26 protein-coding genes are annotated in these 25,082 nt (G+C 38.7%); 5 read left to right on the top strand and 21 right to left on the bottom strand.

The features are described from left to right. Window positions 1-70: 70 nt before the first annotated feature. The 3 genes from B5354_RS06940 to B5354_RS06950 are packed head-to-tail and all read right to left on the bottom strand — an operon-like array spanning window position 71 to window position 3,425. A complete protein-coding gene (locus B5354_RS06940; protein ID WP_079527271.1) occupies window positions 71-784 on the bottom strand; it encodes a WecB/TagA/CpsF family glycosyltransferase in 714 nt (237 codons plus the stop codon). Next, a complete protein-coding gene (locus tag B5354_RS06945) occupies window positions 781-2,076 on the bottom strand; it encodes a nucleotide sugar dehydrogenase (protein WP_079527273.1) in 1,296 nt (431 codons plus the stop codon). Before B5354_RS06945 ends, B5354_RS06940 begins: the two co-directional genes overlap by 4 nt. Then, on the bottom strand, window positions 2,073-3,425 hold the full coding sequence (locus B5354_RS06950; protein ID WP_079527275.1) for a phenylacetate--CoA ligase family protein: 1,353 nt from the start codon (window positions 3,423-3,425) through the stop codon (window positions 2,073-2,075). The genes B5354_RS06945 and B5354_RS06950 overlap by 4 nt, the downstream gene beginning before the upstream one ends. A gap of 250 nt (window positions 3,426-3,675) precedes the next feature. Between B5354_RS06950 and B5354_RS06955 the strand changes: the two genes are divergently transcribed. Together B5354_RS06955 and B5354_RS06960 are read left to right on the top strand one after the other, a co-directional pair. After that, entirely contained in the window at window positions 3,676-5,094 is a 1,419-nt protein-coding gene (locus tag B5354_RS06955; protein ID WP_079527277.1) for an O-antigen ligase family protein, read from the top strand. 44 nt (window positions 5,095-5,138) lie between these two features. Then, window positions 5,139-6,209, top strand: coding sequence for a glycosyltransferase family 4 protein (locus B5354_RS06960; protein ID WP_079527279.1), 1,071 nt, complete (start codon window positions 5,139-5,141; stop codon window positions 6,207-6,209). A gap of 34 nt (window positions 6,210-6,243) precedes the next feature. On the opposite strand, the gene murJ is transcribed toward B5354_RS06960, so the two are convergent. From murJ to B5354_RS07050, 18 genes are all read right to left on the bottom strand, one after another. Further along, window positions 6,244-7,773 carry a murein biosynthesis integral membrane protein MurJ gene (gene murJ, locus B5354_RS06965; RefSeq protein ID WP_079527281.1) on the bottom strand — a complete coding sequence of 510 codons (1,530 nt, stop codon included), beginning with the start codon at window positions 7,771-7,773 and terminating at the stop codon, window positions 6,244-6,246. Between the two features lie 102 nt (window positions 7,774-7,875). Continuing rightward, entirely contained in the window at window positions 7,876-8,610 is a 735-nt protein-coding gene (locus tag B5354_RS06970) for a 7-cyano-7-deazaguanine synthase (RefSeq protein ID WP_079527283.1), read from the bottom strand. Window positions 8,611-8,656: 46 nt separating this feature from the next. Beyond that, window positions 8,657-9,757, bottom strand: a complete 1,101-nt coding sequence (locus B5354_RS06975) for a glycosyltransferase family 4 protein (RefSeq protein WP_079527285.1) — start codon at window positions 9,755-9,757, stop codon at window positions 8,657-8,659. 106 nt (window positions 9,758-9,863) lie between these two features. Beyond that, the gene (locus B5354_RS06980; RefSeq protein WP_176142427.1) at window positions 9,864-10,193 is read right to left on the bottom strand and encodes an EamA family transporter; all 330 of its coding nucleotides are present in this window, start codon (window positions 10,191-10,193) and stop codon (window positions 9,864-9,866) included. Continuing rightward, window positions 10,186-10,536, bottom strand: coding sequence for an EamA family transporter (locus B5354_RS06985; RefSeq protein WP_079527287.1), 351 nt, complete (start codon window positions 10,534-10,536; stop codon window positions 10,186-10,188). The genes B5354_RS06980 and B5354_RS06985 overlap by 8 nt, the downstream gene beginning before the upstream one ends. After that, window positions 10,529-12,271: a DUF6020 family protein gene (locus B5354_RS06990; protein WP_079527289.1), complete on the bottom strand. Its 1,743-nt coding sequence runs from the start codon at window positions 12,269-12,271 to the stop codon at window positions 10,529-10,531. Before B5354_RS06990 ends, B5354_RS06985 begins: the two co-directional genes overlap by 8 nt. Continuing rightward, on the bottom strand, window positions 12,268-13,206 hold the full coding sequence (locus B5354_RS06995) for a DPM/DPG synthase family glycosyltransferase (RefSeq protein ID WP_079527291.1): 939 nt from the start codon (window positions 13,204-13,206) through the stop codon (window positions 12,268-12,270). Before B5354_RS06995 ends, B5354_RS06990 begins: the two co-directional genes overlap by 4 nt. A 212-nt stretch (window positions 13,207-13,418) precedes the next feature. Continuing rightward, window positions 13,419-15,134, bottom strand: a complete 1,716-nt coding sequence (locus B5354_RS07000; RefSeq protein ID WP_079527293.1) for a phospho-sugar mutase — start codon at window positions 15,132-15,134, stop codon at window positions 13,419-13,421. A gap of 319 nt (window positions 15,135-15,453) precedes the next feature. Continuing rightward, window positions 15,454-15,945 (bottom strand): VanZ family protein, encoded by a 492-nt coding sequence (locus tag B5354_RS07005; protein WP_079527295.1) that lies wholly within the window; start codon window positions 15,943-15,945, stop codon window positions 15,454-15,456. Between the two features lie 173 nt (window positions 15,946-16,118). After that, on the bottom strand, window positions 16,119-16,718 hold the full coding sequence (locus B5354_RS07010) for a hypothetical protein (RefSeq protein WP_079527297.1): 600 nt from the start codon (window positions 16,716-16,718) through the stop codon (window positions 16,119-16,121). A 75-nt stretch (window positions 16,719-16,793) separates the two neighbouring features. Beyond that, window positions 16,794-16,916, bottom strand: a complete 123-nt coding sequence (locus B5354_RS07015; protein ID WP_139377083.1) for an anti-repressor SinI family protein — start codon at window positions 16,914-16,916, stop codon at window positions 16,794-16,796. Between the two features lie 18 nt (window positions 16,917-16,934). Further along, the gene (locus tag B5354_RS07020; protein ID WP_079527301.1) at window positions 16,935-17,165 is read right to left on the bottom strand and encodes a helix-turn-helix domain-containing protein; all 231 of its coding nucleotides are present in this window, start codon (window positions 17,163-17,165) and stop codon (window positions 16,935-16,937) included. A 120-nt stretch (window positions 17,166-17,285) separates the two neighbouring features. Then, on the bottom strand, window positions 17,286-18,101 hold the full coding sequence (locus tag B5354_RS07025) for a TasA family protein (protein WP_176142428.1): 816 nt from the start codon (window positions 18,099-18,101) through the stop codon (window positions 17,286-17,288). A gap of 54 nt (window positions 18,102-18,155) precedes the next feature. Then, window positions 18,156-18,782 (bottom strand): TasA family protein, encoded by a 627-nt coding sequence (locus B5354_RS07030; protein WP_079527305.1) that lies wholly within the window; start codon window positions 18,780-18,782, stop codon window positions 18,156-18,158. Window positions 18,783-18,844: 62 nt separating this feature from the next. Next, window positions 18,845-19,381, bottom strand: a complete 537-nt coding sequence (gene sipW / locus B5354_RS07035) for a signal peptidase I SipW (protein ID WP_079529103.1) — start codon at window positions 19,379-19,381, stop codon at window positions 18,845-18,847. A gap of 41 nt (window positions 19,382-19,422) precedes the next feature. Beyond that, window positions 19,423-20,346, bottom strand: a complete 924-nt coding sequence (tapA, locus tag B5354_RS07040) for an amyloid fiber anchoring/assembly protein TapA (RefSeq protein WP_079527307.1) — start codon at window positions 20,344-20,346, stop codon at window positions 19,423-19,425. Window positions 20,347-20,676: 330 nt separating this feature from the next. Beyond that, on the bottom strand, window positions 20,677-21,132 hold the full coding sequence (locus B5354_RS07045; RefSeq protein ID WP_079527309.1) for an IDEAL domain-containing protein: 456 nt from the start codon (window positions 21,130-21,132) through the stop codon (window positions 20,677-20,679). Between the two features lie 183 nt (window positions 21,133-21,315). Further along, on the bottom strand, window positions 21,316-21,525 hold the full coding sequence (locus B5354_RS07050) for a hypothetical protein (RefSeq protein WP_079527311.1): 210 nt from the start codon (window positions 21,523-21,525) through the stop codon (window positions 21,316-21,318). A 257-nt stretch (window positions 21,526-21,782) separates the two neighbouring features. Between B5354_RS07050 and B5354_RS07055 the strand changes: the two genes are divergently transcribed. From B5354_RS07055 to thrB, 3 genes are read left to right on the top strand one after another with little or no spacing between them, the layout of a single operon-like run. After that, complete coding sequence (locus B5354_RS07055; RefSeq protein ID WP_079527313.1) at window positions 21,783-23,078, top strand: homoserine dehydrogenase; 1,296 nt, start codon at window positions 21,783-21,785, stop codon at window positions 23,076-23,078. Between the two features lies 1 nt (window position 23,079). Further along, window positions 23,080-24,135, top strand: a complete 1,056-nt coding sequence (gene thrC, locus B5354_RS07060) for a threonine synthase (RefSeq protein WP_079527315.1) — start codon at window positions 23,080-23,082, stop codon at window positions 24,133-24,135. After that, complete coding sequence (gene thrB, locus B5354_RS07065; RefSeq protein ID WP_079527317.1) at window positions 24,132-25,040, top strand: homoserine kinase; 909 nt, start codon at window positions 24,132-24,134, stop codon at window positions 25,038-25,040. Before thrC ends, thrB begins: the two co-directional genes overlap by 4 nt. Window positions 25,041-25,082 lie beyond the last annotated feature (42 nt).

Here is a 25,082-nt window from a genome sequence, read left to right on the forward strand (position 1 = left end):
ATTACTCGACGTCTATCTTTGTTCTATTTTTAACAGTTATGTTTTTCCTCAAGCCTATGATATACATCTGTTATCTCCTGCCTTCCCAAACTTTGAATAAAAACATTGGCAGCTTAATCTGTCTTTTAATTCTCCACGGTTCAAGAATCAATCGGTACAACCACTCTACTCCAAACCGTTGAAAAATCGCGGGCGCTCGCTTCACTTTACCAGATAATACATCAAAGGAACCTCCAACCCCTTGAAAAATTCGAACATTAAGATGCTTCATGTTTTCAACAATCCAGTGTTCCTGGCGTGGACTTCCTAAGGCCACAAATAAAATGTCTGGGTTAGCTGCATTAATTTCCTGCTTAATGAAATCCTGATCCTTTACGTAGCCATCCAGGACCCCGGCTATTTTTAAGTTAGGATATCTTCTCAATAGACCTTCTTTCGCTTTTTCAGCAACTCCCGGCTTAGCTCCATAAAGAAATACAGATTTATCATGGAGTGATGCCTGTTCACACAGTGTAAGGAACATATCGATTCCTGTAACACGCTGCGAAATGTTTCCGCCCTTTATTTTTGAAGCTAGCAGCACACCTACACCGTCAGGTATCTGGTATGTTGCTTGGTTTAACAAATGACGCAATTCTACATCTTGCTGGGCCTTTAGAATCTTTTCAGGATTAATCGCTACAATATAAGATTGTCTCTTTTGCTCAATGTCCGACATTACTTTCTCCTTAAGCTGTTCATACGAATGACTGCTTACGTTAACCCCTAGAAACCTCTCCTTCATAATTTCACCTGAACTCTGTCATTTTTTGAATCTCCCAGCCTTTTCACAAGGAACCCTGTATTTTTCCATTTGCCTAAGTCAAGGACATTTTTCGTATCAAAGACAAGCTTATTCCTCATCGTATCCTTTACCAGTTCAGGGTCTAGTGTTTTAAATTCATCATGATCTGTTAAAAAGACTACAAGGTCTGCTTGATTCAAGGCTTCTTCCATATCCTGAGTTTGATTCATAACTACATTGTGTTTGATATGGGGATCATAGGCTGTAAAGTCCATACCTCTTTCCACCATTTTTTCAATGACTTTCAGGGACGGGCTCTCCCGTTGATCATCAATATTGGCTTTGAACGATATCCCAAACAGCGCTATTTTCGGATTTCCTATGAAGTTTTCTTGCAACAGTTCTTCGATTTTATTAGCTGTAAATACAGGCATATGATCATTTGTATTTCTTGAAAGCTGGATAATATTTGACAGCTCAGGTTCGATTTCAGCTAAAAACCATGGGTCAACGGCTATACAGTGTCCGCCTACACCTGGTCCCGGCGTATGAATGTTTACACGAGGGTGGTAGTTGGCCAATCGAATCGCTTCCCACGAACTGACGCCAATTTTTTCACTTATTAAAGCAAGCTCATTAGCGAATGCAATATTGACATCACGATAAGTATTTTCAATTACTTTTGCCATTTCAGCTGTTGTGGCATCAGTCAGATGGATATTTCCCCGTACAAATGATTGATACAATTCTTTTGTCATTTGTGATGACTTCTGATCAATCCCGCCAACTATTCGGTCATTAACAACCAGTTCTTGAAAAACTTTTCCCGGAATAACACGTTCGGGTGAATGAGAAACGAACAAGTCCTCCCCTAACCTCAATCCAGACTTGTGTAAAATAGGAAGCATTACATCCTCAACTGTTCGAGGTGGCACAGTTGATTCCAGAATGACAAGGTTTCCTGGTTTTAGAAAAGGAATTATTGACTCTGTAGCGTTACGTATATAATCTAGATCGGCAGTTTTATCTGCCTTGATTGGAGAAGGTACAGCAATGATAAATACATCAGCTTCGGTTGGCTCTAAAGATGCTTTAAATGCCTTGGAATCAACTGCTTCTGTCAATCTTCCTGACAATCCGCATTCTTCAATATGAAGCTGTCTATTATTGATCATCTCCACTACCCTAGGATTTACATCAACACCATGAACCTCGTGTCCATTCAAGGCAAACATGACTGATGTTGGCAAACCTATATACCCTAATCCTATAACGCATAACGATTTCTTCATTTCAGATACTCCCCTTCCAGTTCAGACACGTTGTTTATTACAAATTTATGCTTTCCACCCTTGGTTTTTTCAAAATTATCTGTGATTTCTATATATACTTTATTTAATTCAGCTTGTTCCACAAGATTTTGTCTGACCCGTTCGATCCTTTGTTTAAAGTCAAGGTCTGATAATTTCAGCTTAATCAGCACTTCTCCAGCTTTATCTTGGATCACTTGGAATTGCTCAACGGCCTCATATTGTCTGAAAGTCGTTGAAAAAAATCCTCCGTGTACTTTTCGGTTTCCTGCTGCGTAGATAAATTCCTGCTGCCTGCCTTTAATATGTGTAAATCGTATTAAACCTCTTCCACAAGAGCATGGTTTTGTAATGATAGCGCCATAGTCTCCTACTTCATATCGTATAAATGGCATCGCATAATTAGAAAGATCTGTGAGCAGGATTCTACCTTCCACACCTTCTGGAACAGGATTTCCTTCTTCATCGACGATTTCTACATAGCAGCGTTCCATTCCAATGTGTAATCCTTGATGCTGCTCACATTCAAAGGCTGTCACTCCGCCATCATTTGCCCCATACTGATCAAAGACCTTACATTGGAAAGCCTTCTCTATTGCAGTTCGATAATGAGGCAGTAGCACTTCTGATGTTGTGATCACACCATTCAGTTGAATGGTTTCTCCTTTTTTAATCATGAAGTTTGCCAGTTCATAAGTTGATGATGAATAGCCATAAAGAAACTTCACTTTCCCCTTTTTCAGTTTCCTCATGTAAGAATTCATCGTATTCTCAGACATGTTATAGGATGAGAATGGAATCCAGTTATTTAGGAAATAATACAGTTTCCGCTTCACATCAAATCCTGATAATAATGACCCTCCAGCTAATACAGCGATTTTGTCACCTGGTTGGTAACCTGTAACGCTCCACCCCCGCCAAAGGTTCGCCCACATTAAGGAGTGAGATAATTTGGGGACAAAGTATGTTAACGGTTCTCCTGTAGAACCGCCTGTCCGCTTTTCCGACGCGTCATAGGTCTCTATATTATTTGTTACCATCTCTTTTTTATGAAGTTTGATTTCTCCTTTATCTACAATTGGTAATTTACTTAAATCTTCTAAAGAGGTAAAATCATTGGGTTTAAAGCCTTTTCTTCTCATATATCGGCTATAATATGGAACATGGTCATAAACGTGATTTAATAAACCCATTAATTGAGTGAATTGAGAAGATACCAATTGCTGTTGGCTGTTCCACTGGCTTTGTTTATGCTTTTTATAATAATGAATCCCATTTGTTTTTCTTATCTTTTCCATTAGAAAAATCTTCAACCTTTTGATCACATCCACATGTCTCTCTCCTTAAGCGGTTTTCTGTTTCTTTCGCAAAGGTTTATACCACTTTTCATAGTTCAGCTTAATTTATTTGGTTGATATGGATAATTTTAAGTTTAGCTACTTTATAGATACAACATGGTTTTTGTAAAGATTTGTTTACGAATGTAAAATGACTTTACATACGGTTAATAGACACTATGAAAATAATGGTTTATACTTCAGGTGTCCGATTGAAACAATATTATTATTGAGGTGCTATTAGATGCTGACAATGATCAATAAAGAATTTTATACAAAGCTTCTGTTACTCTTCATTATTATCCAGCCTGTCCTGGATATACTTACATACTTTTCAATACAAGCATTAGAGACTAGTGTGACCATTGGGATCATTTTCAGGGTTTTGTTTATGCTTGTGTCTTTATGGTTTATCTTTTTTGGCAATTCAAGCCGACTGAAGAAATACGTCATTTTTTATCTAATGGCTATGTTCGTTGTTTTCGGTATAGGTCTTGTCTATAATTTCTTTGCAAAACCCATCTTTGATCCTTTCGCAGAACTTCAGTTTCTTGCTAAAACCGTTTATTTCTCCATCATGCTTTGTTCTTACTTACTGCTATTCACAAACATCGATCACAAAAATGAAGTGAGTCACCGTATTCTCAAAGCTATATCGGCTGCTATGTTGATTGTGTCTGTAACCATGTTCATTGCAATATTAACGGGTACCTCATCGAGTACTTATGAGTGGAATAAGTTCGGGTTTAAAGGTTGGTTTTTTTCCGGTAATGAGCTAGGTTCTATCGTTGCGATCAGCTTTCCTTTAGTTTACTTATATGCATTAATTAAATATGATCAATTGAAAAAAATTTACTATTTCATACCTGTTGTGATGCTGGCAGCGGTCTCTATTTTAATTGGGACAAAGGTAGGTTACTTCGCTGTTTTGGGTGCGGGTATCATGGTTTTCCTAACCTATCTAACCTACTGGATTATCCAGAAGATTCGTAAGGCAATAAAACCGCTCACGGCTATGCATCTTACCTGTTCCTTTATATTTTTGCTGTTATTTTTACTGGTCACCCCCTTTTCACCGAGCTTTTCCAATGTATCAGGGGATGTTGATGCCATAAATGAACAGTCTGAACAAACTAGTGAGGAACAAAATAAAAATCAATCATCCGATGATTCCGGTGAGGATAACTCTGACAAGAATCAGGATCAAGGCCAGCAACAATTAATGAAATCACCTATTTTAAAAATCATCCTAAGCTCTAGAAATGTCTACTTTACTGAAATTTATAATGATTATATGGATGCTTCCCCAATGCAGAAAATGTTTGGGATGGGCTATGCAGGCAATTACCGGGAAAGCCCAAAGTTAATTGAAATGGATTTCTTTGATTTATTCTTTTCCTATGGGATTATCGGATTTCTTTTCATCTTAGTCCCTTTTATCTTTATAGTAGGCTTATTTATAAAATTACTGTTTCAAGTGCCTGGACGCTTATTGCATCCCGAAAATATGCTCATCCTTCTTTCCATAGGATTAGGCACAGGCATCGCCTTCTTGGCAGGGCATGTATTGTATGCTCCAGCCGTTAATATTTACTTAGCAATTTCCATGGTGTTATTGATGATCAACATGATGAAAATGAATAAAGACCGTTCTGAAGCTTAAGCCGCATTTGCTTAAGCTTCACTACATGTTAGGAGATCAACTAGATGTCAAAAATCAAAATTTTACAAGTAGGACCTCTCCCCCCTCCCATTGGCGGGATGTCTGTATTTCTCAACAATCTAAAAAAGTTTAAAAGTAATCGCTATGAATTAAACTTTTTTAATATTTTCCCTAAGAAAGACAGAAAACTTAATAAGGTTCTCTTTAATGTCTTTATATTAATCAAGTTTTTATGGACAATTAAGAAGGATCAGCCTGAAATCATTCATATTCATACCGCGGCTTACCGGGCTTTTACGAAAAGTACGTTTTTCGTGAAGTTGGCAAAGTGGAATAAGAAGAAGGTCATTCTACATATTCATAGTGGTATGTTTGTTGAGTTTTATAACAAAAGCAGTAGCAAACGACAACAAAGGATAAATCATACCTTACAGCAGTGTGATCAAATTATTTGTTTGTCTGAGACCTGGAAGGATTTATTTATGCATACGTTTTCTGTGGAGGAGGAGAACTATGCTGTATTGCCAAATGCTATTTTTATAGAGGAATTTAAGGAAGTAGAGCCGTTACCACCTGAGGAAGGAAAAACGATCCTTTTTGTTGGTAAACTGATTAAAATTAAAGGAGTACTTGATATAATTGAGTTAGCCAAACGGCTGAAAGACAACTCCGAAATCAAGTTTCTAATCATGGGAGACGGACCTTTGAAACATGTGTTAGAGAAGGCAATTGACACCCATGGCTTACATATGAACATGTTGGGAACACTTTCGGGAGAACAAAAGATCGAACAATTCGAACGCGCTAATCTCTTTCTTCTTCCTTCTTACTTTGAAGCACTCGGACTATCTAACCTAGAGGGGATGGCGGCAGGACATGTGGTGCTTTCTACTAACGTTGGTGCGATTCCAGACATTGTCCGCGATGATCAAGAGGGGTATTTATTTGAACCCGGTGATATTCAAGCTTTCGTGGATAAAATATTGGCACTGGACAAGGAAACAATGCAGAAGATTTCAAGGCATAATAAAGAGCATGCCAAGCAGTATGACTTTAGCAGACTAAACGAAAACCTTGAACAAGTATATGATGCCTTTTTAAACAATAGGAATTAGTAAAAGCAGAGCGCGGGATTGCGCTCTGCTTCTTTTATCCACTACTCTTTTGATTACTTCGTTTAATGACAGACAGCATCTGCTGAAACCCTTCCCGATAAAAAAGATATAATCCAGCAATATAAAAAATCACACCAATAGGAACTAAGATTAGTAATTGATATAATGAGTAAATATGTTGTATGGGAGTCAACCATTGAATCAGCAGGATGGGAAGCGCCATGGCAGCTGTCGGAATACAGACTTTGACTACTAATGTAAGCAGTCTATATAACTCACTGCGTGGATACCCTTTATAAACAACCAGCGTGATAAATACTAAATAATAGAAAGAAACAATTGTACTGGCCAACGCTAACCCCGGATAGCCTAACAGAATCAAGAGTACGTAGTTCAACACTATATTCAGAAGCACTGTTGTTGAACTGATCTTAAGCAGGCTTTTTGTAGCTCCCTGTGCGTACATGGCTTTAACCGGTACCATAAGCATACCTTGTGTAACGATGAGAGGAATGTACATGTACAGGGCATCAAGTGTGTTCCTAGTATCCTCCGGCGTAAAAGCACCTCGTTCATATATAAATGAAATAGCCGCTTCGGCGACCAACAGAACTCCCACCGCTATCGGGACTAATGCCATTAAGCCTACTTGATATCCCATATATAATGTGTCTTTAAATTTGTTTTTGTCATCACTTTGCTCAGACAGTAAAGTGAAAATGATCGCCACAATAGTTGTTTGAAAGATGGCACTTGGAATACTCATTAATAAAGAAGAGTTATTTAAATACGTAACGGCCCCCTTTACTGTTCCGGCAGCAAACATTTTATCTACGAATACGTTGATATGCCCCACTGAGGAGTGCAAAATAGCAGGGATTAACAAAATACAAAATGTTTTCGCGAACTTTTTATCAAGAACAAGTGTAGGCCGCCACTTGTAATCGTATTTATATAAGTACCACAGTTGGATAAGCAGCCCTAACGAAAGCCCAAATAGAAATCCATAAGCAATACTGTATATTCCCCATCTATCAGCAAATAACAAAATAAATAAAGGAGCCATAATCGCACCTAATAAATTTACGATCTGGTTCGGTACAAAGCTGCGTACGGCTTGTAAGTAGGATTCCAAAATACTAGTCAGACCAATAACGAGCATGAATAGAAAGAAGATCTTAGTCATTTTGATTGCTACGGTTTCAGTGATTTCCGGCATATCACCAAAGATCGTCGTTACGATAAATGGTGTTGAGAAATAGGTGATTACCGTCAGAATGATCAATAGCAGAATCGAATAATTCAACAGACTGTTTGCATTGCGTTGGGCCAAGATATTATCTTCGCGCATCCCTTTTACATACTGCGGTAAAAAAACGGAGTTAAAACCATTTTTAATCAGTGTTTTCATTAACGTAACAAACGTGAAAGCTAGCAAAAACCCATCCGTATAAGCGTTAGCTCCAAACTCTTTTGCGATAAGACTTTCTCTTACGAAGCCAACAAATTTTAGGACTAAAGCCAAAATGGTGATCCACAACGCAGCCTTTTTTAGTTTGGACATATACGTATACCTCATTTTTTTCTATACTATATAAACACTATTTCCCATACTACCACTACTTATTATAACTGAGAATGAAAAAAGAGCCCGCCTAAGGCTCTTTTATATAATCTTTTTCAGTCTTCTTTTAACTTTAAATAAAAAATAGCTAAATTCTTCTGCCTTACTTGGATCAGGCACCCTTCTTTGTAAACCTTCATTTCTTGTGTATTTACACGGGTTACACAATCCGCATGGAGTACCGTTCTTCTTTGGTGTATGGCAAAACCAGGTCATCTCCATTAAGTAGTGATAACCATTTTTCTTTGCTATCTTTTCCATATCTAACTTTGAATACTCCAGCAATGGAAAACGGTATGGATGAAAGATATTATACTCGGGTCTGGAAGGTTGTTCTTTCACCCGATAATAATCATCATCACCTTCTTCTACTTTATAAGCATCATCCTGAATCAGCCCTTGCACCTTATCATGCAGATGTACAGATAATTCAAGATGATCAAGGCTCCGTGAAATTGCATATCTCCCTAACCAATCATATTGGTCACCGAGCCGGTCTGATGAAGCGAGCTTATTGTATTCTCTCGTAAAATCATCACTCAGAGGAATATGCTCTTTTTTAATTTCAACAGTTGGATAAATATTTTTCCGAGCTTCTGGAAAATCTCTTTCTAACTGTTTTTTAATAGCTGTCATCGTCCGAAGTTCCATTTCCGTTGAAGGTCTTACTGGATCAAGTACATAATAAGGTTGTACTTTTTCATTTTTATCTATGACCAGGCTCAACACCCTAAATGTAGAATCCCATCCACCAGTCCATAAAACGTTGTGTGTCATACGATCCTCCTTATCCACGGTAAAATCCAAATATTTTGTTGCTAAATTATTCAGTATTACTATTTTTCTGCTTCTTGTTTTTTTTAGATCCTTGCTTCCTAATTGTGTCTAACAAAGGTCGTTTTCCTTTATACACAACCCCCGTTAATTCTGCGAATAAATGTAACAGAAAAATGAATATCAGCGTAATGATTAGAGATATTCCAAACGAAGTTAGCGAGAATATAATTGCCAGAAAGCCAAACACAGCACTAAAAGCATAAACAATTAATACAGTTGCTCGATGGCTAAACCCTTCCGCTAAAATTTGATAATGAATATGTTTATTGTCAGGCATCATGATCTTTTGTTTATTGATAATTCGTCTTATGATCGAGAAGACCGTATCGAACACTGGTACGGCTAGCACAATGATGGGAATAACAAAGCTGAATAAAGTTACATTCTTAAACAATCCTACCGTGGAGATAATAGCCATACAGTAGCCGAGAAATAGCGAGCCTGTATCCCCCATATAAATTTTTGCAGGGTAGAAGTTATGGACCAGAAATCCTAAATTGCTTCCTATTAACACAACGCATAAATAGACGATGGATATTTGCGGTTCTATAGCTAAGGCCATAATGGCAATACTTATTAAAGAAATGGTAGTTACACCTGTTGCTAAACCGTCAAGTCCATCTATTAAATTAATGGCATTGGTAATCCCGATAATCCAAAGGAAGGTAAAAATCACACTAATTGGTTCATTTAATGGGATCATCCCTATAAAAGGGATGGTAACAATATCAATCTTCAATCCAGGAATAATCACCACAAAGGCAGCAATAATTTGACCTGTTAGTTTTACTAGTGGATGAAGTTGGTACCGATCATCAAGCAAACCGGTAAGTACAATGATAAAAGCCCCCACACTGATTGGTGTTAAATAATCAATATCAGGTCTTATTATAAGAATACCTGCCACAACTCCCCCAAAGATGGCAATACCGCCCATCCTCGGAGTGATGATTTTATGGATTTTTCGTTCTTCTGGATAGTCCATCATTCGCCATTTTACGGCTAGTTTTAATACTGGAAATACAAGCAGATAACTCACAAGCATGGATATTGCGAGTGCTATTCCAATTTGGATGTATTCATTCATTAAAAAATCCTCATTTTTTGTTAAAGTCTGTAGAATTTGGCACAGTTCCGTTTTATTATACCATAACCTTGTTTCCCTAAGCGGGCGGCCTCAGAACATATTTTCACTAGGTCATGAGTAAACAAGATCCTATGATTATAAATAAAACTCCGATCAACTTCTTTCTCGAAATGATTTCATTTAAAAAAATATAAGAAATCAGCATTGTCCAAACATAGGTGATTGAAGTTAATGGAAAAACAATCGTATAAGGCAAGTATTTCAAAGCGATAATGTTCAAAATAGCCCCTGTTCCATAAAACAGCCCGCCTATGATAATATTTTTCATAACATGACCATTTATCGCAATACCATCGCTGGTTGCTCGTTTGAAAAAATATCCTCCGATAGCTCCTAGTAAGGTGAAAACCATGATGAGACATACCCACTTAATCATGATCCCCACCTCCTATCAGGGCCGCACCTATCATAATAAATAGTGTTCCAAGTAAATTGCTTTCGGTTATTGTTTCCTGCAGGACCAAACTTCCCAAAAACAGAGCAAACACGTATCCAATACTTAACAATGGATGAAGCACTGATAAACTCCCAAAACGAAAGGCAATAATCATAAATACAGCACCGAGAAAATATAGAAAAAAGCCTAGAATTAAAGCTCCATTAAACTCTCCATTGGCCATCTTCCAGAACATTTGCCCCAGGGCTGTCTGAAGTGAAGCTAATACCATTAATACTATTCCTAACCCATTCTTTTTAAATGACTGTTTAAATTCATTCATGTTTTATCGTCCCACTATCAAATTTCAAGAAGACAACTGCCATCATCAGGAATGCTATAAACACGTTAGCCAATTGATAACGAAAGTCCTGTGCTGGTATGGCCAAAAACATGGTTCCTGTATTGAGCAGCACTGGTAAGATGACCAGCAAAGAACGCGGACCGTTCTTTATAGCTGCTGCCACACCCGCAAGAATGATAAAAAATGTATAAGTAGCTGGCCGTAAAATAAATTCACGAAAGTTCTGGTCAATCCACCCAAGACCATAATTGATATAACGATGTAAGGTGTTACTGAGCGGATCTGTTTTTAACCCATAATCATTGTACAAATACACATTCCTGGCATACGTACTCGTATAACCGTCATCCGGCTGATTGATTTGCCACAGAAGCGAAGTTTGGTCCAGATAAGCTTCTACTGCCAATCCAAAATTGTTCGATACAATTGACGCCCAAGTTTTTAGATAGTATGGGAAATCATTAAAAATAACCTCCTGATTATATTTCCCCGCGAACTTAATTGGGTTGGTTATATAAGGGTTATATTTTTCTTCCCATTTTTCTAGCGGCAAAATTTTATTAAGGTAAGTGCGCTGCTCTTTTGTAAGATCGCCATCTTCAACGATTACCTTTGCAATTTGCTGCGTTGGAATCCCCAGGGCTTCGTTTGGGCTTGTTGAACTCACATCCATATACGAATAAAATGGCCCGGATACAACGAAATAGACCACCACTACTAAACCCAAAGTTAAGACTAACCGTTTCAAATACTTCCGAAAAGTAATCATCATAAGTATAGCCATTACAATGAAAATTGGCAGGCCATTGTTACGCATAAAGCTAACGCCCAGCACCGTTAAACCAAGAATAAAAAGATGACCATTGGAAGCAAGCCATTTTCCTTTTGTTGAAACAATATTGAACACGAGAATGGTAAAAAGGAAAAGGAATGCACTGAAAAAGATATCCTTCCACATAGCGATGGCGAAGATGCCGTTTAAAGGGAAAAGGGCGAACAGCATCAGACCTGGCCAAAGCCACCTTCTAGAAAATCCTCTTTTTTCCAAGCTGTACACCATATAACCACTTATAATCGCAATGACTACAATTTGGGAAAAAGCCACAATAGCTGGAGTCTCCCATATACTTGTAAGCCCAAGTATGTACCACGTATAAACAACCGGATGCCAATTACTAAAATCATAGGTATGGATTTGTTCCCAATGTGAAAATGAATCTGGCGTCATGGTTCCAGGAAAATAAGCAACCAAATAGAGCGACCAAATTAAGATTGAGGGAACGGCATATAACAATATTCTCCAACGTGATACTTCTCTCATCTTAAGATGGAATGAAGTATGTACTAGTGTATATAACAGCCAAGTTATGCCTATGAAAAGTAAGATATACGACATACTATAGACCATTGCTTGGAACAGCCACGGGTAAGAGGCCAAGTATTGATTGGTGTTTTTTAAACTAAAAACTAACAAGAAAGTAAATAAAGTTCCAAAGATGAGTACCACAGGTCTTTTGATGAATGTCTGAAATTCATTTTTTCTTCTATTATAAGAAAGTGAAATAATGAAACTTAAAGCAAAGAATCCAAAGTAACTCAGAATGATTATTTTCCATGAGGTAGCTGAAAGCTCCTGACATAATGAAATAAAAGATATCGTACTTATAAAACCAACTATCATACTGATCATTGTGAGCATAACTATTTTCTTCATTTTTGAAAGTCCTTCATATCTGTTTTGATCTTATTCAATTCGAGTTCATATTGTTTATTAAAATTAGCAGCCACCGTGTCAAGAATCAGACCACAAACAAGTGATAACACGGATAAAATCACAAGACCTACAGCCAATATAGCAGAGGGCACTTTCGAGATATACCCCATATTAATAAATTCAACAATAACCGGTATACCTGCTGAGAGGCCTAATAGTAAGAACACCCCAGACCAAAAGGAGAAAAACAGTAAGGGTTTGTATTCCTTAAATAAGTTGAAAATCTTATTCAACACCTTATAGCCATCACTAAATGTGTTTAATTTTGATTCACTTCCATCTGGGCGATCCTTATACTCAATCGGGATTTCTCTAATTGTAAAACGTTTATCCAAAGTATGAAGCGTCATTTCTGTCTCAATTTCAAACCCTGGACTCATAATAGGCATCGACTTAACAAATAATCGATCGAAAGCGCGATATCCTGTCATAATGTCCTTCAAATCACTTTTATACAAAAAGTTAATCAGATTACGGACAAGGTTGTTCCCCAAATTATGAAACTTTCTTTTATTTTCTTCTATATATGTACCGTTTGATAAACGATCTCCAATCACAATATTGGCTTCTTGATTTATCAAGGGTTCCAGCAATTGGTGAACAAATTTTGCAGGATAGGTCCGGTCTCCGTCAACCATCACGTAATAATCTGCTTCGATATCACGAAACATAGAACGTACAACGTTCCCTTTGCCTTGTTTGTACTCCCTGCTGACGATAGCCCCGTTTTCTTCGGCCACTTTAGATGTTTGATCTTTAGAGTTATTATCATAGACATAAATGTCAGCTTGCGGGAGTTCCTTTCTGAAATCTTGAATAACGCTGCCTATTGTTTGTTCTTCATTATAGCAAGGTATTAATACAGCAACTCTCACAACGACGAACTCCTTTTACAAATCAATTTAAGTTATCGTTCTCCCAACACTTTAAAACATGAAACGACATAATTTATACATCATTTTTGTTAAGTTTTGTTAAGTTGTGTAAAGTTATACCCTGATATATTTCAAAGAAAGTAATCATTAGCTTTGTTTCCCACAAAAAAGCCCGATATACAGTTAACAAAACTGCTATCGGGACATTAATATTAAAGATGATGCTGAACTTTATGATTTACAGTTTCCTTCATTGCTTCAAGCAATTCACTACTATTTCTTCTGGAATCCGTCTTCACACCATAATAAAATTTAATTTTTGGCTCGGTGCCGGATGGACGAAGACAGAACCAGCAGTCATTCTCCAGGTTGAATTTAAGAACATTTGCTTTCGGTAAATGAATTGTCTCCACTTCTCCGTTTGCATTTGTTCTTTCAGATGAGGTGTAATCTTCAACAGATTCCACTTTTAATCCGCCAGCTTCCTTTAAAGGACTTTCACGAAAGTCATCCATGATAGCTTGGATTTGCTGTGATCCTGATATACCTTCCATTTTCAATGACTGAAGATCCTCAAGGAAATATCCATGCTTATTGTAAAGGCCTTCTAATGCTTGGAGTAAGGTTTTTCCTTTAGATTTCCAATAAGCTGCAACCTCTGCTGAGAGCATAGCTGCCTGGACAGCATCCTTGTCTCGGGCAAAGTCTTTTACGAGATAGCCATAGCTTTCTTCATAACCAAACAAGAATGTATGTTCACCGGTTTCCTCATATTCCTTTATTTTCTCACCAATAAACTTAAAGCCAGTTAGCGTATCTAATGAAGTTACTCCATAATGGTTAGCAATGACCCGCCCAAATTCTGAGGTCACAATCGTCTTAATCATAATTCCATTACTCGGCAAATCTTTATTCTGGGAAAGAAGGTAATCCAGCAGTAGAGCACCCGTTTGGTTACCAGTTAAAACTTGATATTCTTCATTTTCATCCGGTACCGCTATCCCAAGCCGGTCAGCGTCTGGATCAGTTGCAATAAGGATATCAGCGTTTGTCTGTTTCCCTTTATTAATAGCTAACTCAAAAGCCTGGTGTTCCTCTGGGTTAGGTGAGGCAACGGTCGAAAATTCAGGGTCTGGCTCGGCTTGTGCGGCAACTGTATGGACATTAGTTAAACCAATCTGGCTTAGACCCTTTTCCACTAACATTTTTGCCGTTCCGTGAAGAGGAGTGAAAACGACACTAAAGTCTTCGGCAGTTTTCGTTACTTCAGGGTTTACATTGACCGTTTTTAATTCATCTAAATATGCTTGATCAACATCTTCATCAATCCACTTCAATAAGCAGGATTGTTCAAGTTCTGCTTGGTGAGCCACTTCAACTGTCAATTCATTCTCTACTTGATTAACATAATTGATGACCGTTCCTGCTTCATCAGGAGGCATCTGCCCCCCATCACCGTTATAAACCTTGAATCCATTATATTCTGGTGGATTATGACTAGCTGTGATGACAACTCCTCCTGCTGCCCCCAGGTATCTAACGGCAAACGAAAGTTCTGGAGTCGGTCTTAAGGAAGAAAACACATAGGATTGAATGTCATGATTACCTAGTACCTTCGCAGTTTCAACAGCAAATTCCTTTGACATATATCTGGAATCATAGGCAATAGCGACACCTTTTTCTTGCCCTTCTCTTTCCTCTATGTAAGACGCCAGTCCTTCTGCAGCTCGACGAATCGTATAAATATTCATACGGTTGGTCCCCGGTCCTAGTTTGCCGCGCATGCCTCCTGTACCAAATTCAAGGTTTTTGTAATAGGCATCCTCGAGGGATTGTTCATCATCTTGAAGTTGATTCAATTGAGTTCGAAGGTTATCTTCAAGAGATGCAAATGTCTGCCAGCGTTCAAATTCCTGTTTCCAGTTCAAGCAATCACTCCTCTGAACATTTTTTACTATGTATTGGATATAAATTATATCATAATTTTATAAAGGTATAGACATAAAAAAAGGACAGAATAAACTGTCCTGCGTGTCTTAGCTTTGTAATTGTTGGATCAATCGATTAATTACGTCTTCTGAAGAAGCTAGTTCCGATTTTTCAGTTTGACTAATCACCGACTGGAGAATTTCTTTCAGGTCTTCTGCTTTCATAATTCCCACCTTTTCTAAATTGCTCGTTAGTGTTCCCTATTCCTCATTATTTCGATAATAAACTACTTTTTTCGTCGGTCTATTACAAGTCCGCCTAGCGTTGATTCCGATATCTAAAATAGTAAACGAGACTGATTAACATAACGGCAATCAAACCGCCAATTCCATCCAAGACCACATCCCCATAATATGGAGTACGGTTTGGTGTAATCCCCTGGTGCAGCTCATCACTGATCGCATAAACTAATGTTGCAAACCACGCTATAATGATAGACCATTGGAATGTTTCTCGAGTGGTTTTACGGATTGCATAGTAAATCAATACGGTTAACACTAAAAATACGGTTACATGAGCGCCTTTTCTAATAAAAAACTCGATAAATCCCGCTATCCCGCGGCTTTCGACACTAACCTCACTATAGTGATAAGTAAACGAGAACCCTTCGAATAAGGGGATGAGCCCTGAGAGGTCAAACCAATTGCCTAATAAGGGCTTTACATTCTGCTCCTCGTAAGGAGTCGAGGATGAATAAAAGATGATCCCCATCCAGACGAGAGCTGGAACCCAATATATAAACTTTTTCATAGATTTCCTCACAATTTGTAAAACTTGTTCTTATTTTAGCATATTTCCTCATAGATTGTGAGTTTTTTACAAAAAATAATAGACTCTTTACATGATTGTAAAATCATCTCCAAATAGCGGGTGATGATAGGTTTTCCGCATAAAAAAACAGGCTTCCTAAAGAGCCTGTTTCTCTAATTGAATCCGATTCGATTCCAGATGAACGATGATTCATCATTCAAAGCGATCATTCTACTATGTGTTTTCAATTCATAGCCTTCGTAATCAAAACGGTGAAGGTGTTTAATAATACTCTCCCCATCAGTACTTTGATACGTATAGAAAATGACAACAGGATGATGAAGGGGATCATAAAAGAAAATCGGATCTAAACTTCGAATCATTTTTTTAAAAGGCCACAAACCCAGGCGAGACATCTTCTCAATGTACTGATCATCGAGAATCCTTTGAGAATCCCATTGTATGTTTTTGTAGTAACTGTACTGCTGTAATTCATGATAGCAGACAGATGCCTGAAGATAAGAGAGCGGGGATTCATCTCCTTTTATCGCTGCCATCGGATTTTGCTGTGCTTTCTCTTTTTGATTATACGAATGCAAATGTCCAGCACGGCTCCAAATATAACTGTTCGAACTCATTATAAGTTGGGAAAATTGCTGTACAACTGGAGTTAAGTCGCAAATTATATTATCCCCCTCCAGGTGCGGTGGAACAGCCCACCCCAATCTATTCGGGTGGGCAGCTAACCGTGTGAACCTATACTTCCCCTTCATCCTCTCACCTCTTCCTGCGGCCCATTCCTGCAGGCACTTTAATTAGAAAAAATGCAGTCAGGATCAAGCCGCAGTTTAGGCTCGTTCTCCTGAAATGAATTGTTTAATTTCTTCAATGCTGAGTCCAATATGTCTGGCTTCTTCTATTAGCTCGATCCATTCCTGATCTAGTTGTTCTTGTACATTCGATTCTGCCATATGATTCCCTTCTCTCATTTATTTTGCTTGATAATTGTTATATGTCTGATTTATTAATAATAATTCCTCGAGCGGAACGTTTAATGTATCTGCAAATTTTTTCATAACAATAAGGGAAGGATTCCTTTGAATTCCTCGTTCGATATTGCTTATATATGACTTTGAAACGCCTGACATTTTAGCGAATTGATTTACGGTATATCCTTGTCCAAGACGCAAGACTCGTATTCTTTCTCCAATGGTTGTCACGTCTTTCTTGACCCCCGCTTCCTCCCCGGATATATTCGGTTATTTGTTTAAAAAAGCAGACACAAGCTGTTGTGCTTATGTCTGCTTGGTAAAAAAAGTGCGATTTAAATTTTATTAAAGCTATTCTGGCCGCTTCGGATTACCTTCCTCAGAATAAGACTTTTTATTGGTTTTAATGGAACCATCATCATTCAAATCGCTATCACGTACATCCAATCCACCCCATTGACGGGCTTCAAGAGTGAAGGTTACATTGGCTGAGTCGCCTTGAAATTTGTTTTGCTTATAATAACCATCTTTCTTAACTTTATTTGTATTATCTTTAAACTTCACGCCAAGTATGACGTTATCCGGATCATTAGGTGATTTGGGTATCCCTGTCCATCTATCAGGGTTAACGGTTGCGATATTGATTCTTCCATCTTCCATTACGTGATTGGCAGCAACATAACTTCTAATTTTATTGATAGATTCATCCTTACCTTCAGATGCTCTATAAATATCAGCTAGAGTTATACCATCATCTTCTTCAATGATATCAAGTGGATGAAGATCGCCATCTCCTTCTGCACCAACTGTTAGAACAGTAACCAGGAATTGGTCAAGATAATCGTATTTACTCTCATTATCTCCCATATCACTATCTCCGGGTTCCCCGTCAATGAATTTCACACTATCTATGGACAACAATACGTCTTTGATTGCTAGAGACCCCGCGTTTTTCATTTTGATCGTCCTGGTTGCATAGTCACCCGGTTTTAAGTCTGACAATTGGAATTTCTCAGATCCAGCTAAACTCAAATCCAAAGTTCCTGCAGCAAAATGGTTATCTAATGCTTCTACGTCATTAAAGGCGGCAAACGTTCCGCCTCCCACTAAAGCTAATCCCATTGTTGCAGCTAGAGCACCATTTGTTAGTTTCTTTTTAATACCCATGGCATCCCCTCCCTTCATATTTTAAGTAATGTATTCTTCAAATCACTTTATTTGTTATTTAGCAACAGGGTCGTTCTGGGGCGTAAGGTTTTCTCCAGCTTGCTGAGTTGCTTCGAAGTTCATAACGACATCTACGCTATCCCCTTGATATACATTTTGAACATATTCTCCTGATTCTTTATCTGGGTCATTCTCAAATGTGATAGTAAATTCAAAATTAGTTTCTTGGCCTGATGATAATCCACTTGCGATAGGGTATCCACTAGCGCTATGCGTTTGTAGAGCAGTTAAAGGAATATTATTATCCACAAGAGTTCCATCCTGTTTAATATCAACCGTAAATTGACTTAAAAACTCTTCTGCACTATTTTCTCCACCTTCAGGAGCATCTTTCCCATTCTTAAAATTCTCAAAGGTTACTTCAGCAATAATATCCTTAAAAGTAAGTGATCCATCATTTTTAAGAACTACTTTTTCTGTAAAGTGATCTCCTGGTTTTAGGTTACTAAGGTCAAATACTCTCTCCGCACCATCATTCACAGTGAGGTCTAGCGTCCCAGCCTTAAAATTACTGTCCAATGCTTCAACATCATTAAACGCCGCAAATGAACCTCCACCTACAAGTGCTAATCCAAGTGCTCCGGTTGCAATGCCCATACCCATTTTCTTTTTAATACTCATTTTACTTCCTCCCTAAAAATAATTTTTTTATATATTGAAGTCCCTATCCAAGAGACGCTCAATCATGAAGGTGTTGATTCTTCTTTTCTTTTCGGATCAATCTCTCGCAGTGCCCCTAAGATCGAGAAGAAGGCATAGCCTATGAGAAGTAATCCTGGAACAATAAGCAGTAAAGCCGTTCCCATTTGTGAGTTGGAAAAGTCTAAGAAGTATCCTATATAAGGAACAGTCACGCCTGTATATTCAGCAACGACATTATCAGCAAGGACTAGCTGCTGATCTGGGTTCTCGTTGTTATCCCCTTTGGTTTGAAACATTAATGCATCACCCTGTTGCACGACATCGATAATTCTGTGGGTGACAAGTTTATTTTCTGACTCAGCAAATGTAATAACGTCACCTTTTTCAAGGTTCGCTGTATCGATTTCAGAGTCTACGGCAATGACCGATCCTGTTTGGAAGGTTGGTTCCATCGATCCTGAGAGGACTACTTTAAATTGATGGCCGAACAGGGTCGGTTCTCCGCCTGATGCCCTCGAGATAATGACAAGGAACACCATGGCGATTAGGAGGGTAAACAAGATTACGTTGACAGACATGCTAAGTATTTTCTTTACTTTCACTGCACTCTCTCCCTTTCTTATTTTTCTTCAGTAGACGTTTGGTCCGATTTTTCTTGTTTTTTCTGTTCACTTTCAGGTGATTGAGATTCTTTCTTTACCTTTTCTTTCGTATCAGCCGTCTGTGCTGACTTTGGTTGAGGTTCATCATTCTCGTCCTTGGTCTTCACCTTCGAATTGGATGGCGAAGATTGAGGAGACTCAGTTTTCTTCTTCTGAGTTTTTTCTGATTCAGGTTCTGGTTGAGATTGTTTCTCTTCAGCTTCTTCTTTTTTCTGTTTTTGAGCGGGTTCTGAATCGGCTTCTTGTTCTTTGTTGGTTTGTTCATTTTTCTTCGGCGGTGTTGACTCTTGATCTTTCATGTTTTCTATGGTGGACTTCTGTTTTTCTTCTTGAACAGGTTCTTTTTCAACTTCCTGCTCACTCAAGTTCGGTACAATGAACTCAATAGATTCACTCCACAATTCGCCCTTACCTGGATGACCTTTACTTTGGTAAGCCTTAAACATATAGTTACCAGGCTTTGTAGCTGAAAATGTGATGCGGAACGTTTCTCCCTGATCCAGAATCGGGATTATACCCTCAGCAACCTTCTCACCCTTTTTGGGATTTCCTCTTTCAACAAAATACACTTCATAAGTCGTGGTACGCTCCATGGCTTTAGAATCACCACCGTTTTTCACAATGGCGTACAGCAAGCTTTTGTCTGCTCCTTCCTTGCCTTCAATAAATTCCAGGGAGCTCTTATCCCACCCTTGATCTTGTTCTATATCTGCTTGTATGGAAAAATTCACGGATTCAATATCGTTAAAAGCTGCGTTCGTTGGAACGGACAGAAGCGACTGACCTGTTAATGGAGCACTCATAATAGTGACCGTTACTAATAGGAGACTGCATTTGTGTTTATAAGATTTTAAATGAGTCTTGGTCCGTTTCTTTCGCATCTCCCCACTCCTTTCGCGATGCAACCTTTGTTCTTTATAACGAATTTATAATTTGAGTATAGGTTGTTCGAATCAAAATAGAAAACCCTAAAATCGACGAAAATTTCTCTAAAAAGAACAAAATGATGTGATTTGCTCACGTTATCTAATAATTTCTTAGTTTTTCATTCTTTTTAATGAACAAATAACCATCATAAAGAACAAATAAGGAAAAATCTGCCACCTCAGGTCATCCAATATTTGGATGACCTGAGGTGGAATCTTTTAGGTATTTTTCCCATTAAAAAAAGCGCTACATGGTGTAGCGCTTTCTCAAGCGTAGGTTATTTATCAGCCGTATTCAGAATGCAAGGTTTTCGTTAAAGTTGTGAACGCATCTTGATCACGGAGATCCAGCGACTGATCAATTAAACGTTGGAGATTATTTTTCTCAAGTTCACCGATGATCGCTGCTATGTCTGTTTTTTCTTCAATTAGATTCTCAACATCTTCTTTATAATAAGGTGCCGTTATCGAATGTAAATGAGTTAAAAAGTCAGGAAGCGCAATCAAATCCGCCACAGAGACATAAACAATACGTTTGCCCCGTTGAAAAACAAAAATATCAAACACATTATGAACACGCTTACGTTTTCGATCGATAATAATTTCACGCGACTCTTTTGGAATAAATTGATACAGTTCGTCATCAATAAACAGGGAGAAATATTGGTAGGCTAAAACAACTCGTATAAACCGCTTATCTTCTTTAACGTAATATGGTTTTAACATTTTTACATTTAGCATATCACCCACCCCTTTGTATCAGAATATTCAGTATTTTACTCTATTATCTCTCATTTTCTAAAAAATTGAAAGGATTTTGTGTAAACGGATTCATAAGTATTTGTGACGCGTTTATAATTTGTTTATTCCTCATTAGAAATTTTGTGAAACGGTTTTGTACAAATTTTTTAACAACGAGTAATTCTAATCATGAATGACGACTAACGAACGTAAATGGTTACGAACGGCTAAACCAATAAGGTATGGTGTACATTGATGTTCATCAGGATGTTTTACTTTAAATTTATGTATAGCCAATAACCCTTCCTCCATGAAATCATCCTTTTTACCTAGTAACCCCATATCCGAAATCGCCTGCAGAACAACAGCTTCGAAGACTTTCATGCTTGTCATTGTTCTTTTCTCCTTTATCAAATTAAATTTTAGGTATTTATGAATAGGTAATTATATTCATAAATTAATTATAATAATAAGTTAATTTTTAACAACTATTATCGTTCGCCTTTATTCTACAATTTCCGCAACAATTAAAATATCTGCTTTCTTTTTAGAAATTAAGACGTTTCTTCCTTGTTAAGATTCTCACTTTCCGTTACAATGTCCATTATACAAAAATATATGTTTATTTCAGGTGGACAGGAGTGTGAACAATGAAGAATACCATTTCGGTGGGATTATTAGGTTTAGGTACAGTCGGCAGTGGGGTTATTGAGATTCTTGATGATCATAAAGAAAGTATTCAGCATAAAACAGGGTGTGACGTCACCATTAAAAAGGTTCTCGTCCATGACTTATCCAAGCCGCGACAATTACCTGCTGAAGCGACTCAATTGACAGATCGCTATCAGGATATTACGGAGGACCCTGAAATTGATGTCGTTGTCGAAGTAATGGGAGGAATTGATCACACTTTATCAATCGTGCTTGAAGCGATGGAACACGGAAAACACATTGTAACAGCCAATAAAGATTTGATTGCGCAGCATGGTGCGCAGCTTTTTCAAACAAGTCAGCGAAATAGCTGTGATTTATATTATGAAGCAAGTGTTGCTGGAGGAACGCCCATTATTCGTCCGATTCTCGATGGTTTATCTTCCGATCGCATCAGTAAAATGATGGGAATTGTAAATGGAACTACAAATTTCATTTTAGATAAGATGACTAGGGATGGTGCTGATTTTGATTCCGTATTGAAAGAAGCTCAGGATCTAGGTTTCGCTGAAGCTGATCCGACGGCTGATGTGGATGGGCTTGACGCTGCCCGGAAAATGGCGATTCTATCAATCTTAGGTTTTTCCATGCCCTTTAATTTAGAAGATGTTTCCGTAAAAGGAATCCGCGGAACATCTTTATCTGATATAAAATACGCCAAGCAATTAGGTTATTCTATTAAACTTATAGGGATTGCTGATCATAATGAGGACGGGGCTTCTGTTAGTGTTGAACCAACGCTTCTCCCTGTTGAACATCCGCTTTCCTCTGTTCATGATGAGTACAATGCGGTCTATGTCTATGGAGATGCAGTCGGAGAAACGATGTTTTACGGGCCTGGAGCAGGAAAGCTTCCTACTGCGACTGCAGTTGTTTCTGATTTAATAGCTGTCATCAAAAACTTCCGTCTCGGTGTATCTGGTTCGGCTTACGTACAGCCACAGTTTCCGAAACAATTGAAATCTCGAAAAGATCAGCTTACTAAAAAATACATCCGCCTTCATGTCATGGATCAGCCAGGCATGCTGATGGAGCTGACAAAGATTTTTGCCCAATACGGCATCTCTTTTGATCAAATCATTCAGCGACAGGCGGATCAGAACGATGAACGGGAATTAATGATGATCACGCACCAAGTAAGTGAAGAGGATTTTGATCAAGCTTACAATGAACTGGAAGCTCTGGACACCATTCGATCAATTGACAGCGTGTTCCGAGTAGATGGAGGGAAATAAAATGTGGAAAGGATTACTACATCACTATAATGAACTTTTACCTATTAATGAACAAACACCAAGCTTGACGTTGCACGAGGGAAACACCCCCCTTCTTCCGATCCCGACGATTTCAGAAAAATTGGGGATCGAGGCTTATGTGAAAATTGAAGGAGCTAACCCGACTGGATCGTTTAAAGACAGAGGGATGGTGCTCGCCATGGCAAAAGCGATTGAAGAAGGGTCAGAAGCTGTCATTTGCGCGTCAACTGGCAACACCTCTGCATCTGCTGCTGCCTTTGCAGCCCGGGCTGGACTGCGATGCATCGTCGTCATTCCTGATGGAAAAATTGCAGAAGGAAAGCTTGCGCAGGCAGTTATGTACGGCGCTGAAATTTTTGCGATCAAAGGAAACTTTGACCAAGCTTTAAAAATGGTCCGGGAGATTGCCGAAAAAGAACCCGTTACTCTTGTTAACTCAGTAAATCCATACAGAATTGAAGGCCAGAAGACGGCTGCTTTTGAAGTCTGTGACACGCTGGGCAAAGCTCCTGACTTTTTATCCATCCCAGTAGGCAATGCGGGGAACATTACTGCCTACTGGCGCGGATTTAAGGAATACCATGAGCAGCACGGCTATCAGCTTCCGCAAATGATTGGATTTGAAGCAAGCGGATCAGCAGCGATTGTTCGGAATCAAGTTGTTGAGCATCCCGAAACACTGGCTACAGCAATCAGAATAGGAAACCCGGCAAGCTGGCAGCCGGCTGTTGCTGCAGCAAGTGAATCAAACGGCAGCATCAATGAAGTGAGTGATGATGAGATCATCGAGGCCTATCAATGGCTGGCCCAAACTGAGGGAGTATTCGCAGAACCCGCCTCCTGCGCTTCTTTAGCTGGCACGATTAAAAAAGTAAAGGATGGCACAATTCCTAAGGGTTCAAGTGTAGTTCATGTCCTGACAGGCAACGGGTTAAAAGACCCTGCAACAGCCATTGATACAAGTTTGATCAAACCTACCGTTATCGAAAATGATATCAAGCAATTTTCTGATGCTATCTCAGGTGTTCACTCATGAATAGCGTCACTATCCGAGTCCCAGCCACTTCGGCCAACCTTGGTCCTGGGTTCGATTCGATAGGAATGGCCCTTTCAAAATATGTCACTCTGGAGTGTCAGCCAGCTGAACAATGGTCTTTTTCTGTAGCAGAAAAAGATCAGCCTTATATTCCAAGTGATGAAAAGAACCTAATATATAAGACAACACTTTTTACAGCTTATCACTATGGAATCGAGGAATTGCCTCCTTATCATGTATCGATGGTAAATGATGTCCCTGTTGCACGTGGACTTGGCAGTTCTTCAACGGCGGTTGTTGCCGGGATCGAGCTTGCTAATGCCCTCCTTCATCTAGAGCTAAATAAGCAGGATAAGCTGAAAATCGCCTGCAAAATTGAAGGACATCCCGATAACGTAGCTCCAGCAATACTAGGCGGTGTGGTCATTTCAAGTTATACGGGTGAAGACCTCGATTACGTTCGCTTTACTAAAGGTCTGAAGGATCTCTCTTTTGTTACGGTTATTCCAAGTTACCACGTGGAAACGGAGAAGGCTCGTTTGGTCCTGCCTGATGCGCTGAATTATAAGGCAGCAGTGTTGGCCAGTGGAACGGCAAACGTATTGGTTGCTGCTTTAGCTGAGCAAGACTGGACTGTAGTGGGTAAAATGATGAAACGTGATCAGTGGCACCAGCCTTATCGCAGGGAGCTTATTCCGGACTTCCCACTCGTATCGAAGACATTTGAAGAGAATGGATCCTACGGCAGTTATATTAGCGGGGCGGGGCCAACAATGATAGGCTTGTTTCCGAAGTTAACCCCAGATCAACGCAAAGCATTAATTCATCAATTTCCCGAACATCATGTAGAGGTTTTAACAATAGATACAAAAGGTTTAGAAACGGCCGTACATGTGGATCAGTGATTTTTCACTGATCTTATTTTTTGAAAGAATAACTTCTTTTTC

Source organism: Halobacillus hunanensis, assembly GCF_900166655.1.
GTDB lineage: Bacteria > Bacillota > Bacilli > Bacillales > Halobacillaceae > Halobacillus_A > Halobacillus_A hunanensis.

Bases quoted from the DNA above. Each gene is read 5' to 3' on its own strand.
- B5354_RS07030 (WP_079527305.1), bottom strand. From the start codon at position 18,782: ATGAGTATTAAAAAGAAAATGGGTATGGGCATTGCAACCGGAGCACTT.
- B5354_RS06960 (WP_079527279.1), top strand. From the start codon at position 5,139: ATGTCAAAAATCAAAATTTTACAAGTAGGACCTCTCCCCCCTCCCATT.
- thrC (WP_079527315.1), top strand. From the start codon at position 23,080: ATGTGGAAAGGATTACTACATCACTATAATGAACTTTTACCTATTAAT.
- tapA (WP_079527307.1), bottom strand. From the start codon at position 20,346: ATGCGAAAGAAACGGACCAAGACTCATTTAAAATCTTATAAACACAAA.
- B5354_RS06955 (WP_079527277.1), top strand. From the start codon at position 3,676: ATGCTGACAATGATCAATAAAGAATTTTATACAAAGCTTCTGTTACTC.
- B5354_RS06945 (WP_079527273.1), bottom strand. From the start codon at position 2,076: ATGAAGAAATCGTTATGCGTTATAGGATTAGGGTATATAGGTTTGCCA.
- sipW (WP_079529103.1), bottom strand. From the start codon at position 19,381: ATGTCTGTCAACGTAATCTTGTTTACCCTCCTAATCGCCATGGTGTTC.
- B5354_RS07010 (WP_079527297.1), bottom strand. From the start codon at position 16,718: ATGAAGGGGAAGTATAGGTTCACACGGTTAGCTGCCCACCCGAATAGA.
- B5354_RS06980 (WP_176142427.1), bottom strand. From the start codon at position 10,193: ATGATTAAGTGGGTATGTCTCATCATGGTTTTCACCTTACTAGGAGCT.
- B5354_RS06940 (WP_079527271.1), bottom strand. From the start codon at position 784: ATGAAGGAGAGGTTTCTAGGGGTTAACGTAAGCAGTCATTCGTATGAA.
- B5354_RS07005 (WP_079527295.1), bottom strand. From the start codon at position 15,945: ATGAAAAAGTTTATATATTGGGTTCCAGCTCTCGTCTGGATGGGGATC.
- murJ (WP_079527281.1), bottom strand. From the start codon at position 7,773: ATGTCCAAACTAAAAAAGGCTGCGTTGTGGATCACCATTTTGGCTTTA.
- B5354_RS06975 (WP_079527285.1), bottom strand. From the start codon at position 9,757: ATGAATGAATACATCCAAATTGGAATAGCACTCGCAATATCCATGCTT.
- B5354_RS07015 (WP_139377083.1), bottom strand. From the start codon at position 16,916: ATGGCAGAATCGAATGTACAAGAACAACTAGATCAGGAATGGATCGAG.
- B5354_RS06990 (WP_079527289.1), bottom strand. From the start codon at position 12,271: ATGAAGAAAATAGTTATGCTCACAATGATCAGTATGATAGTTGGTTTT.
- B5354_RS07045 (WP_079527309.1), bottom strand. From the start codon at position 21,132: ATGCTAAATGTAAAAATGTTAAAACCATATTACGTTAAAGAAGATAAG.
- thrB (WP_079527317.1), top strand. From the start codon at position 24,132: ATGAATAGCGTCACTATCCGAGTCCCAGCCACTTCGGCCAACCTTGGT.
- B5354_RS06970 (WP_079527283.1), bottom strand. From the start codon at position 8,610: ATGACACACAACGTTTTATGGACTGGTGGATGGGATTCTACATTTAGG.
- B5354_RS07050 (WP_079527311.1), bottom strand. From the start codon at position 21,525: ATGACAAGCATGAAAGTCTTCGAAGCTGTTGTTCTGCAGGCGATTTCG.
- B5354_RS07025 (WP_176142428.1), bottom strand. From the start codon at position 18,101: ATGGGTATTAAAAAGAAACTAACAAATGGTGCTCTAGCTGCAACAATG.
- B5354_RS06985 (WP_079527287.1), bottom strand. From the start codon at position 10,536: ATGAATGAATTTAAACAGTCATTTAAAAAGAATGGGTTAGGAATAGTA.
- B5354_RS07055 (WP_079527313.1), top strand. From the start codon at position 21,783: ATGAAGAATACCATTTCGGTGGGATTATTAGGTTTAGGTACAGTCGGC.